This window comes from Mesocryomonas lacus (assembly GCF_055730135.2).
The window spans coordinates 454352-466705 of the sequence record NZ_JBUZWE020000001.1; the positions used below are offsets into that span (position 1 = coordinate 454352).

8 protein-coding genes are annotated in these 12354 nt (G+C 65.5%); 5 read left to right on the top strand and 3 right to left on the bottom strand.

Annotated features, from left to right (window positions below):
- Positions 1-287 precede the first annotated feature (287 nt).
- The 4 genes from ACZLZY_RS02165 to ACZLZY_RS02180 all read left to right on the top strand — a co-directional run bounded on the left by ACZLZY_RS02165 (position 288) and on the right by ACZLZY_RS02180 (position 5191).
- Complete coding sequence (locus tag ACZLZY_RS02165; protein WP_472931778.1) at positions 288-1301, top strand: AraC-like ligand-binding domain-containing protein; 1014 nt, start codon at positions 288-290, stop codon at positions 1299-1301.
- A complete protein-coding gene (locus ACZLZY_RS02170; RefSeq protein WP_472931779.1) occupies positions 1298-2620 on the top strand; it encodes an MFS transporter in 1323 nt (440 codons plus the stop codon). Before ACZLZY_RS02165 ends, ACZLZY_RS02170 begins: the two co-directional genes overlap by 4 nt.
- Before the next feature lie 583 nt (positions 2621-3203).
- A complete protein-coding gene (locus ACZLZY_RS02175) occupies positions 3204-3785 on the top strand; it encodes a DUF1349 domain-containing protein (protein WP_472931780.1) in 582 nt (193 codons plus the stop codon).
- A 1151-nt stretch (positions 3786-4936) separates the two neighbouring features.
- Positions 4937-5191 carry a hypothetical protein gene (locus ACZLZY_RS02180; protein ID WP_472931781.1) on the top strand — a complete coding sequence of 85 codons (255 nt, stop codon included), beginning with the start codon at positions 4937-4939 and terminating at the stop codon, positions 5189-5191.
- Positions 5192-5339: 148 nt separating this feature from the next.
- Here the strand turns inward: ACZLZY_RS02180 and ACZLZY_RS02185 are convergent, their stop codons facing one another.
- The gene (locus ACZLZY_RS02185) at positions 5340-9200 is read right to left on the bottom strand and encodes a vitamin B12-dependent ribonucleotide reductase (RefSeq protein ID WP_472931782.1); all 3861 of its coding nucleotides are present in this window, start codon (positions 9198-9200) and stop codon (positions 5340-5342) included.
- 592 nt (positions 9201-9792) lie between these two features.
- Between ACZLZY_RS02185 and ACZLZY_RS02190 the strand changes: the two genes are divergently transcribed.
- A complete protein-coding gene (locus tag ACZLZY_RS02190) occupies positions 9793-10869 on the top strand; it encodes an HWE histidine kinase domain-containing protein (RefSeq protein ID WP_472931783.1) in 1077 nt (358 codons plus the stop codon).
- 56 nt (positions 10870-10925) lie between these two features.
- On the opposite strand, the gene gpt is transcribed toward ACZLZY_RS02190, so the two are convergent.
- Together gpt and ACZLZY_RS02200 are read right to left on the bottom strand one after the other, a co-directional pair.
- Positions 10926-11423: a xanthine phosphoribosyltransferase gene (gpt, locus tag ACZLZY_RS02195; protein ID WP_472931784.1), complete on the bottom strand. Its 498-nt coding sequence runs from the start codon at positions 11421-11423 to the stop codon at positions 10926-10928.
- A gap of 83 nt (positions 11424-11506) precedes the next feature.
- Complete coding sequence (locus tag ACZLZY_RS02200) at positions 11507-12253, bottom strand: competence/damage-inducible protein A (protein ID WP_472931785.1); 747 nt, start codon at positions 12251-12253, stop codon at positions 11507-11509.
- Positions 12254-12354: the final 101 nt, after the last annotated feature.

A 12354-nucleotide genomic window follows, 5' to 3' on the forward strand; every position in this document is an offset into this window, starting at 1 on the left:
CGTGCCGCTGCGCGAGACGGCCCGGCCTGGCGCCGCCTCCTGCGATGACTGATAGTTAGGGGCCGGCTTCGCGGTGAGCTACGGAACGGGGCGGAGCGGCGTTGCACCAGCGTCCGCCATTCGTTGCCTGAGCGTCCGGAAGTCCCTATAGGATCGTTCGACATGCGAACTGTGTCTCGCGCGCCATAGTCAGGCCGTGCGGAAAGAGACCGCAGCCCGGCCTTTCTTCGATCCAGCTGGAAGGGCTGCCTCACCGATCCGCACGCCGCCAGGATGCCTTGCCCCGCATGACCCGATCGCCGCCGGTGTACTACGAGTTCGACAGCGTCGCGGTCGAGGACGGCGATGCCTTCGGGCGATACCGCGCGCTCTATGCCGGGGGCACGGATGTTCACCAGACCGGACCTGGCTTCCACGCGCGCCTCGAGGCTTGCCGCCTGGGACCCCTTGTCCTGTTCGACAGACAGCTCAACGACGTCGCGCACGAGCGCACCGCCGCCCGCGTGCGCGGCGACGGCTTCTCGCACTTCACGCTCCAGCTCGTCGTTTCCGGCCGCATGGTGGTCGAGCACGACAACCAGGCCGAGGAAGCGGGGCCCGGCAGCATCGCCCTCTTCGACTTGACCCGCCCGCAGCGCACCACGGCCTTCGACGTGCGCCTTCTGACCTTCTCGGTTCCGCGTGACCTAGTGGAGCGGTCGAGCGTCCAGGTGGCGGGACTGCACGGGCGCATCCTGTCCAGCGCGCAGTCCGGGCTTTTGGCTGACGTCATGACCTCTATTGTCAAGCGGCAGCTCAGCGCGGCGAACACCGAGCCAGCGCCGGTGGTGGGCATTCTGGAAAGCGCGCTGGCGCTGGCGCTGCGTTCCGAGGATACCGCGCTCCTGCGCGACCGCAGTGCCGCGGCGGTTCTCGACCGCATTCGCCTCGTCGTGGAGGCGAACCTGTCGCGCCGTGACCTTTCGCCGATCATGATCTCGACGCTGGCCGGGGTTTCGCGCACCGTTCTCTATGAACTCTTCAAGCCTTTCGGCGGGATCTCACGCTATATCGTGAAGCGGCGTGTCATGCGCCTGCACTCGCTGATGCAGCGCCCCGACCTTGTGTCGGTCAGCGTGGGACAGCTCGCGCTTCAGGCCGGTTTCTCGTCCGACAGCCACGCCAACCGATCCTTTGCAGAGGCTTATGGCACGACACCCGGACGCTTCCGCGCAGTGAACGGCAACAGCAACGGCGAGGCAGTGCTGGACGAGGCGAACGGTCGCCCGCTCTTCGACGACTGGCTGCGGGCGCTGAGTTGAGCCCGCCGACTGACAGCATCGCCGCCGATTCTGATGCCCGCCGTCCCGTCCGCCGCTCCGCCTACGGCCTCGTGGCGGCGCTGGCGCTTGTGCAGTTCACGGCGTTGATGGACCGAGGTCTCCTGGCCGTGCTGCTGACGCCCATCAAGACGAGCCTCGGCCTCACCGACACGCAGCTCGGCCTTCTCCAAGGAACAGGCTTTGCGCTGCTATACGCGCTCGCCATCATTCCGGCTGGCCTGCTGGCTGATCGGACCAACCGGCGACGCCTGCTCCTGTGCGGCCTGACCGTCTCGAGCGGCGGCATCCTCGGCTACGCGATCGCACCGAGCTTTCCGTGGCTGTTCGCGGCCTCTCTCATGGTTGGCCTTGGCCAGTCGGTGCTTTTGCCTTGCGTGCTGTCGCTGATCGCGGAGCGGGTCAGCGCACCCCGGCGCGCCCGGGCCACCGCCGTCTTCACGTCCGCCGGCCTCGCTGGCCGGGCGGCCGCGCTGATCGGCGGCGGCTGGCTGCTCGGTCGCCTGACTGGCCTTGCCGACCTGCCCGCGGAGCCTTGGCGCGCCGTCGTCCTCGCCTCTCTCGTTCTGAACCTCGCAGCGCTCCTGGCTCTCTTCACCGTCCGCGATGGTGGGGCCGCGAAAGAGAGCACGCCGCAGCCGTCTCGGACGGCCATGCTCGGCCAGGCTCTCGCCTGGCTGTCGGCGGGTTGGCAGACCTATCTGCCGCTTCTGCTCGTGATGTCGGCGACGGTTCTGGCGATCCAGGGGGTGGCGGCCTGGACGCCGACGCTTCTCTACCGCCGCTTCGCGCTCGAGCCCGCCATGGCGGCGCTGGCCGCCGGCAAAGTGACGTTCCTCGCGGGCGTTGCCGGACACGCCGTCGGCGGATGGGTGACCGATCGGGCAATGCGCGTTTTTCGGCTGCGGGGCGGTTTTAGCATCGCCGCCATCGCGCTTCTCCTGGCGTGCCCCGGCCTTCTCCTGTTTGCGCAGGCGGCCGACCTCACGCTGTCGCTCGCAGGCCTATCTCTCTTCGCCGGTGCCATGGGCGCGGCGACCCCGACCGGCTTGACCCTCCTCCAGAACGTCACCGCTACCCCAGCGAAGGGCACCGTCTCGGGCTTGATGCTCGCGGCGACCACACTTTGCGGCCTCGGCCTCGGACCGTTGCTGATCGGACTGGCCAGCGACCGAGGCAGCATCGACGGCGATGCCCTCAGTGCAGCCGTCCTGCACGTCGTGCTCCCGGTCCTCGCCATCGGCATCGCTGCCGCCGTCACAGGCATCCGCTGCGGACGAAGCTGTGGCCGTTCGGGCTAGCGCCAAGGCGTGGGCTATTTCGGCTTAGCGGCATGGCGGATCAACGGTGTGAAGCCATTACCGGGCCGAAAGTCGCGAGATTATGTGAAGGCTTCTGCTTTTTGGTGACGTAGCTTACCGTGGTGGAAAGATACTGCTTGGTACGGACTTCCTGGCTTACTGCAAGAGTAGCATGGCGGACTGGTGCGCAATATCGCCATGCCGGATCACGCTGTCCGGCTTGTCACGTCGGCTACCGCGACGAGCCCACTTCAGTTCCAGAAGCAAATCCGTCTGCTGCAGGCGCGCACCCTTCCCATCGACGCGAAGCAAAGTTCCGGTCGGAAATCGACGCGGCAAGTGCAATAATCCCTTCGAAGCTCGCTTGGCCGCATCCGATCACCCGAGTTCCTATCTCCAAAGACTTTACGGGTGAAAGCGGTCGGGCAACTTTTGGGGGAAGCTAGCGTAAGCTGCCGGACCTGCGTTGCAGCGCCCGATGGACCGTGCTCCGGTACGTCGACCCGGTTCAGCCATCGAGACTGAGCAAGGGGTCGCCGGGTTGGTGCGCCAGCGCCGTGAGACAATCGAAGGACGAGGGTCGATGACTGATCTCAGGAAGGGTGTCTGGCTGAACGAACCAAGGCAGGCTGAGCTTGGCCCCGACAGCCTCCAGATGGTGACCGACGAGCGGACCGACTTCTGGCGCGAGACGCATTACGGCTTCACGCGCGACAGCGGCCACTTCCTGGGATTGGAGACAGGCGACGGCTTCACCGCGCAGGTGCGCATCCGGGCGACGTTCGAGAGCCTCTACGATCAGGCCGGCATCATGGTCCGGATCGACGAGCGGCACTGGATCAAGGCCGGGCTCGAGTTTTCGGATGGACATGCCCTCCTTGGCAGCGTCCTGACGCAGGAGCGGTCCGACTGGGCAACGGGACGTTTTGACGGCGACCCGATGGATTTCTGGATGCGCGTGTCCCTGGCCGACGGTGTCCTGCGCGTGCAGGCCTCGAGCGACGGGAGGCTCTGGCCCCTGGTGCGGCTGTGTCCGTTCCCGGAAGGCGTCAGCTACCACGTCGGTCCGATGTGCTGCACGCCGGAGCGAGCGGGTTTAGCAGTCCACTTCTCAGATTGGACGCTGACGAACCATCTTGGGACGGATCTGCACGACCTTCGGTAGGGTGCCAACCCCCAAGCGCCTTCGAGAACGTTTGCTTCTCGTTGCGCGTCGAGCCGTTCGGCTTGCCGAGAGGGGGCGTAAGCGGAAGACTCAACGGGCTTCGACCCTGGTCCTTGCAACGTCTTTAAAGGGTTGAATGCAGAATGGCAGCTATTCGCGAGATGGCCTCGGAAACGGAAGGACCGCCTTCGGCCCGTATCCGACGCCGGAAATGATTCCCGCTAAGCGCCCATCTTAGCCGTGCAGATCGATCCCGCGCGATCCTAAAACCTGCCGTACCCGCCCGACCTCTTGAATTGCAGGTTTCGTCAGTAGCTGCTCGACTCCAGGAAGGCAAGAGTCACTGCGTCTGTCGCCGCTGTTGTGGGTGTACCCGTCGGTGTTATCCAGCTTCTGATCTGGATCCTCTGAGCGCCGTCGTTCGCAGTGCTCGTCGCCAGGCGGACGACATCGTTCGCAAACGCCACTCGACCCGGTACCCAATAGAAAGTGCCTCAAACCAGGAGGCTTCGGGCTCTGCGGCGAACTCGGACGACGACTTCACCCAACTTCGCGGTTTGCCGCACTGAGCGCTCGGCGCCACGGCTCTAGAACGGTTGAAATTGACCGACGCGGTGGCGGGCTGAACCTAGGCTAGTGGCTCGCCCTGTTGCTAAGGCAGCGGCCGGCATGAAGTACGTCAGCATGGAAGCGTGAGGCTGAACGGATGCCCGCCGACTTGGTGCCTTTCAGGTCGCCAAGCCACCCTCCAACGGAGGGAGATCGAAGATGGCAAAGCATTCGACTGGCTTGGACGAAATCTTTGTTGAGACCGAACCGGCACGAACGTGGCCGCGACCCATGGTCTCGCGGACCCCGCCGAATCTCGAGTGGGCTGAGGAGACAGTTCGCCGGGATCGGTTTGAAGTCGTGCTCTGTCGCCCGACCGAGTTCAGCAAATCGACGCATGGCTGGGCACTTTACGAACTAGCAGCCATGACTGGAAGTCACTGGTACTCGGTCCAGGTAACGGGTGATCTAGCAAGAGCTCGTCGGGTCGCGAAAGAACTGGTGCGACCGAGCGATCGCACGCACGGGCTTCGCCTTTCGGTTTCGCAGAGGTCCATCTACGTGACTCTGGAGCAATATCGCATAAGCGGACAGGCGACTTCGTGACGACGTTGCTGAAGCTCGGTTGGGCGCCAGAGGGATCCGCGTTTGAGAAGGACGCGATGTACTCCTTCCTTTTGGACGCTCGACATCCGGAGCGAGTCACTGATGCCGACTTGGAAGCGAACCGAGAAAGATCGACGGCGCTGGGTCCTTTGCTCGCCCAAAGGATGGCCGATGCCGAGGAGCTGATCCGACATCTGGAGGAGGGAGCCGATGCTGAGATGGATGACTGTGAGGCGACAGGACTTCGGTGAGGGCATACAGGAGAGTAAACAAAAAGAGGCGGATGGCCAAAACGGCCGTCCGCCTCGCTCTCGCTAAGTTGCTGTCGTTGAAGACCCTGGTTCGGAACTCAGGCTGTTAAGAACATAACTCAGGGGCATCCATCACCGGCTTTTTGCCTCAGCTGCAGCCGCTCGTTGCGCCGCAGGTGTCGCACTTCAAGCAGGTGCCGTTGCGGACCATGGTGAAGTTGGCGCATTCCGAGCAGCTTTCGCCGGTGTAGCCCTTCATCAGGGCTTGAGCGCGGCGTTCGTTGGCGCTGGGGCCGGGGGCTTGCTCGACCTTGGCGGTCTCGCGCTCGGAGGCCTTGAAGGCCAGCGGGCTGTCGAAGATGCCTTGCGCCGGCGAGACGTCGGCGATCGGCGCGGGGTCGGAGACGGGGGCCGTCTCGTAGTCGCGCTTCAGCGCCGTCGCCTGGTTGCCGCCGCCGAAGCTGGTCGGGCCGCGGCCTGCCAGCTGCGTCACCGCCGCGCCGGTCGTGGCGACCGCCGGGCTGCGGGGGGCAGCGGCGGGCGTTGTGCCCTTCAGCGTCGTCGCCGGCGTGCGGCCGTCGGTGCCGGTGCTGAGCGTGCCCGCCGGATCGGACGAAACGAGCCGGAACTTCGCCGTCTGGCCGCGAACCATGCCGTGGCTGACCGGAGAGGGCTTGTCAGCCTCGACGCCGCGACCGATCGTCGAGGTGCCGAAATCCTCCGGCTGAACATGGGCGAGGTCGTGCCGGCCGAGATATGACACGGCAAGCTCGCGGAAGACGTAGTCGAGGATCGACGTCGCGTTCTTGATCGCCTCATTGCCCTGCACGATGCCCGCCGGCTCGAAGCGGGTGAAGGTGAAGGCCTCCACATACTCCTCCAGCGGCACGCCGAACTGGAGGCCCAGCGAGATGGCGATGGCGAAATTGTTCATCATCGCGCGGAAGGCGGCGCCTTCCTTGTGCATGTCGATGAAGATCTCGCCGATGCGGCCATCGTCGTATTCGCCGGTGCGCAGGTACACCTTATGGCCGCCGACGATCGCCTTCTGGGTATAGCCCTTGCGGCGGTTCGGCAGCTTCTCGCGGTCGCGGATCACCTTCTCGACGATCCGCTCGACAATGCGCTCGGCGACTTCCGCCGCGCGCGCGGTCGCCGGCTGGGCGATGAGCATCTCGGTCGCTTCCGCCACCAGATCGTCCTCGTCATCGCCCTCGTCGGCGATCAGCGAGGCGTTGAGCGGCTGGGAAAGCTTCGAGCCGTCGCGGTAGAGGGCGTTGGCCTTCAGCGCGAGCTTCCACGACAGCATGTAGGCCGCGTTGCAGTCCTCCACCGTCGCATCGTTCGGCATGTTGATGGTCTTGGAGATCGCGCCGGAGATGAAGGGCTGAGAGGCCGCCATCATCCGGATGTGGCTCTCGACCGAGAGGTAGCGCTTACCGATCCGGCCGCATGGGGTGGCGCAGTCGAAGACCGGCAGGTGCTGGTCCTTCAGGAACGGCGCGCCTTCGAGCGTCATCGCACCGCAGATGTGGACGTTGGCGGCGTCGATGTCGGCGCGGGAGAAGCCGAGGAAGGGCAGGATCTCGAAGGAGAAGTCGGCGAGCTGCGCGTCGGTCAGCCCGAGCGTCTTGCGGCAGAAGTCTTCGCCGAGCGTCCACTTATTGAAGGCGAACTTGATGTCGAAGGCCGCCTTCAGCGCGGTGTTCAGGGCCTCGATCTCGGTCTCGCCAAAACCCTTCGCGCGCAGCGAGCCGGGGTTGATGGCGGGCGCCTGGTTGAGGTTGCCGTGGCCGACCGCATAGGCCTCCATCTCGCCGATCTGCGCCTCGGTGTAGCCGAGCGAGCGGAGCGCGGCGGGCACCGCGTTGTTGATGATCTTGAAGTAGCCGCCGCCGGCGAGCTTCTTGAACTTCACCAGCGCGAAGTCGGGCTCGATGCCGGTGGTGTCGCAGTCCATCACGAGGCCGATTGTGCCGGTCGGTGCGACGACGGAGACCTGGGCGTTGCGGTAGCCGTGCGCGGTGCCGAGCGAGACGGCCTTGGTCCAGCACGCCTTGGCGCGGGCCGACAGGCGCTTGTCCTTCAGCGCGGCATGGTCGAGCGGAACCGGGTCGACCGAGAGGTTCTCGTAGCCGTTGGCGATGCCTTGCGCGGCGCGGGCATGGTTGCGCATGACACGCTGCATGTGGTCGGCATTGGCGGCGTAGTCCGGGAACGGCCCGAGCTTCTCGGCCATCTCGGCCGAGGTCGCATAGGCGACGCCCGTCATCAGCGCCGAGACGGCACCGCAGATCGCGCGGCCTTCGGCCGAGTCATAGGGGATGCCCGAGGTCATCAGGAAGCCGCCGATATTGGCGAAGCCGAGGCCGAGCGTGCGGTAGTCGTAGGAGCGCTGGGCGATCTCCTTCGACGGGAACTGCGCCATCAGGACGGACACCTCGAGCACCACGGTCCAGAGGCGCGTCGCGTGTTCGAACGCGTCGGTGTCGAGCGTGCCGGAGGGCTCGCGGAACTGGATGAGGTTCAGCGAGGCGAGGTTGCACGCCGTGTCGTCGAGGAACATGTATTCCGAGCACGGGTTCGAGGCGATGATCTCGCCGGCGGCCGGGCATGTGTGCCAGTCGTTGATCGTGGTGTGGAACTGGATGCCGGGATCGGCCGAGGCCCACGCGGCATAGCCGACCCGCTCCCAGAGGTCGCGGGCCTGCAACGTCTTGACGACGCGGCCGTCCTTGCGGGCGGTGAGGTTCCAGGTGCCGTCGTCCTCGACTGCCCGAAGGAAGTCGTCGGTGACGCGGACGGAGTTGTTGGAGTTCTGGCCGGCGACGGTGAGGTAGGCTTCGCTATCCCAATCGGTGTCGTAGACCGGGAAGTCGATGTCGGTGTAGCCTTGGCGCGCGAACTGGATGACGCGCTTGATGTAGTTCTCGGGAACCTGGGACTTCTTGGCGTCCTTGACGGCGCGCTTCAGCGCCGGGTTCTTCATCGGCTCGAAGCAGTCGCCCTCCGGGCCCTCGCAGTTGACGCAGGCGGCCAGGATCACCTTCAGGTGCTTAGAGATGGTGCGCGAGCCGGTGACGAGGGCGGCGACCTTCTCCTCCTCCTTCACCTTCCACGAGATGTAGGCCTCGATGTCGGGGTGGTCGATGTCGACGACGACCATCTTGGCGGCCCGGCGCGTGGTGCCACCGGACTTGATAGCGCCCGCCGCGCGGTCGCCGATCTTCAGGAAGCTCATGAGGCCGGACGACTTGCCGCCGCCCGAAAGCTTCTCACCCTCACCGCGCAGGCGCGAAAAATTGGAGCCGGTGCCCGAGCCATACTTGAAGAGGCGGGCTTCGCGGACCCAGAGGTCCATGATGCCACCGTCGTTGACGAGGTCGTCGGCGACCGACTGGATGAAGCAGGCGTGCGGCTGCGGGTGCTCATAGGCCGAGGCCGAGCGGGTCAGCTGTCCGGTGATGTAGTCGACGTAGAAATGGCCCTGGCCGGGGCCATCGATGCCATAGGCCCAGTGCAGGCCGGTGTTGAACCATTGCGGCGAGTTCGGTGCGACCTTCTGGGTCGCCAGCATGAAGGCGAGCTCGTCGTTGAAGGCGCGCGCGTCCTCCTCGGTGGCGAAGTAGCCGCCCTTCCAGCCCCAATAGGTCCAGGTACCGGCAAGGCGATCGAAGACCTGCCGCGCGTCCATTTCAGAGCCGTAGCGCTCGCCCTCAGGCATTGCGTCGAGCGCGGCGTGGTCGGGGACCGAGCGCCACAGCCAGGACGGGACGCTGTTCTCCTCGACGCGCTTCAGCTTGGCCGGGATGCCGGCCTTGCGGAAATACTTCTGCGCCAGGATGTCGCTGGCGACTTGGCTGAACTGAGCGGGAACGTCGATGCCCTCCAGCCGGAAGACGACGGAGCCATCGGGGTTGCGGATCTCGCTGGTCGCTTTGCGGAAGGCAACGCCGGCATAGGCGCCTTCGCCAGCCTTGGTGTAGCGACGCTCGATCTTCATGCCCATGGGACTGTCCTTGACTGGATGCAGGACGCCAAACGACAGACGCGAAAGCGCGCCGCCGGTGTGACGGTGGTAGAATGGCGAGCCGGCTGAGCCGGCGGCTATGTGGTGTATGCCGGGGTAGGCGACACTAGATATAGTAGATCAGCGCCGGTTAATCGAATCCTTTTCCACCGTGCACTCGCAAGTTTTTCCCGTCAGGGAGCATATCTGCAACGGCGGTACGGGCCGCCAAGAAACTGCTGGGATGCCCGGTGGATGGTGTGGAAACCCTTGTCGCGCGGGCCGGCGGCACCGTTAAAAAGACGCTAAGGCGACTCCGCGGGGTGGGTCAAGGAAAGGTCGCGGGCCGCACGGATTGCGCTCATCACGTTCTCGGCGGGGTGTGGATAACGGGCAGAACCCGAATCGCGACTCGCCAATGCTTTCTCCGGCTGGGCCGGCCTCGGCCCTTGAAATGGCAAGACCTTCGCCGAGATTGCCGGTTGACCGGCCTCTGGAATTCGCGCCTTTGCCGCGCAGACAGACCGTCTTTCCCCGGGAAGCGATGGCCAAACCTGTTGTTGATGCGGTGCGCCGACCCGAGGAAACGCTCATGACCGATACTGCCGACGCCCCTTACGGTGCCGTCGACCTTCTCGACACACCGCCCGAAGTTGCCTTCGATCGAATCACCCGGCTGATCGGTAAGCTTCTTGGCGTCCCGGTGGCGCTTGTCAGCATCCTCGATGCCGACCGTCAGTTCTTCAAGAGTGCGGTCGGGCTCCCCGATCCTTGGCGGGAAAAGCGGGAGACGCCGCTGACGCATTCTTTCTGCCAGCACGTCGTGGCCACCAATGCGCCGCTCGTCGTCGATGCGGCGCGAGATCATCCGCTGGTGCGCAACAACCTGGCGATCCCCGACCTCGGGGTGGAGGCCTATCTCGGCGTGCCGATCCATGCGCCGGACGGCTCGGTGATCGGCTCGCTCTGCGCCATCGATCGCCATCCGCGCGGCTGGACGGCCGAGGAAACGGCGACGATGACCGATCTCGTCGACATCCTGGAGACCGAACTGGCGCTGCGCGCGGAGATCCGGCGTCGCCAGGTCGCCGAAGCGGCCAAGCTCCTGCTGATGCGGGAGATGGAGCACCGGGTGAAGAACAGTTTTGCCAAGGTGCAGGCGATCGTCAGCCTGTCCATGCGGCATGGCCGCGACCTGAAGGCGGTGCGCCATGCCGTGACGCAGCGGATTGCGTCGCTCGCGAAGACGCAGTCGCTGTTCGTAGAGGCCACCGGCCGCACCACGTCGCTTGCCGCCGTGCTGCGCAACGAGATGAAGCCCTACGAGGAGGCCGGCAGGCTGAAATTGCTGGGCGAGCCCGTGGAACTGGTGGAGGATCAGGCGATCATCATCGCCATGGTGGTGCACGAGCTCAGCACCAATGCTGCCAAATACGGGGCGATCGCCAAAGGCGGCCGGATCGCCATCCACTGGGCCGAACGGCTGGAGGACGGGGAAAGACGGCTGCGGCTGGAATGGACCGAGACTGGCGCCGGGATCGATGACGAGCCCGCCGCGGACGGTTTCGGCGCGACGCTGCTCGACGCGCTGATCGTGCGACAGCACAAGGGCCGGATCGAGCGGGAGTGGCTCCCGACCGGGCTGCATCTCGTGGCGGATTTGAGCTGAGCCCGGCTCCCGAAGGCCCCTGAAGCAGAAAGCGGAGAGTGCCGCTCAAGCGCGTTTCAGCCGGCGGTGCCCTTCGCGATCGGTGCCTGGAACGTTAGGCCGAGATCCCAAGGGAAGAAGATCCAGGTGTCCTGCGACACTTCGGTGATGAACGTGTCGACCAGTGGACGCCCCTTCGGCTTGGCGTAGACGGTGGCGAAGTGCGCCTTGGGCAGCATGGCGCGCACCAGCGCCGCGGTGCGGCCGGTATCGGTGAGGTCGTCGACGATGAGGATGCCTTCGCCCTCGTCCTCGAGCAGCACCGGGCTGATCTCCTTCAGCACCTTCAGCTCACCTTGCTCGGAATACTCGTGATAGGACGCGATGCAGACTGTCTCGATCATCCGCGTGCCGAGTTCGCGGGCGATGATCGCTGCCGGCACGAGGCCGCCGCGGGTGATGCAGACGATCGCCTTCCACTCCGGCCGGATCCCGGCGAGGCGCCAGGCGAGTGCCCGCGCATCGCGGTGGAACTGGTCCCAGGAAACCGGGAAGGATTTTTCAGGGTTCGGCATCGGGGTCTCCAGGCGGGGAGGGCATGTCGCGCTCCGATAGACCGCAGAAGGGTTTCGGGCAAGTCACATGGCGGGCGTGGTCGTCAGGCGGCGGCGATCTCAGCCAGCATCGCCTCGACGGCCTGCCGGGCGGCGGCAAGCTTCTCCATGTCACGCGAGCGCAGCACCAGCTGCGTGGTGAACCGCTCGCCCTCCAGCCGCGGATAGGAGCCGATCGAGACGCCGGGATGCGCTTTCTGCACGGCGGCCAGCGGATCGCCGATGTCGCCCTCGCCATACGGACACTCGATCGCCTCGCTGGCGATCTGCTGGCCCGCCGGCAGTTCCTTCAGCGCATTGGCCAGCATCGCCTGGAAGACCGAGGGCACGCCCGCGAAGACGAAGACGTTGTCGATGCGAAAGCCCGGGGCCGTCGAGACCGGGTTGTCGATGAGCGTCGCGCCGTCCGGCGTCCGCGTCATGCGCCGGCGCGCCTCGGTGAACGGCAGTTCGCGCCGCTGGTACATCGCGGCCAACCGCTCGACGGCCTCGGGGTGTTCGATCAGCGGCAGCGAGAAGGCGGCCGCCACCGCTTCGGCGGTCACGTCGTCATGCGTCGGACCGATGCCGCCGGAGGTGAAGACGAAGTCGTACTGCCGGCGCAGCGTGTTCAGCGTGTCGGCGATGAAGGCCGGCTCGTCGCCGACGATCCGCACTTCCTTGAGGTCGATGCCGGCCATGGTCATGACATCGGCGAGATGCGCGATGTTCTTGTCCTTGGTCCGGCCGGAGAGAATCTCATCGCCGATCGCGAGCATGGCGGCCGTCGTAGGGGGCAGGGGCTGCGTCATGGTCTCGTTCCAAACGTCGGGCGATCGGGTCCGGCGGTGGGTCCGCCGATTCGCCCGTGGTCTCTATTTTGTCGGGAGTAGAGCGAGGCGGCAGACGAAAA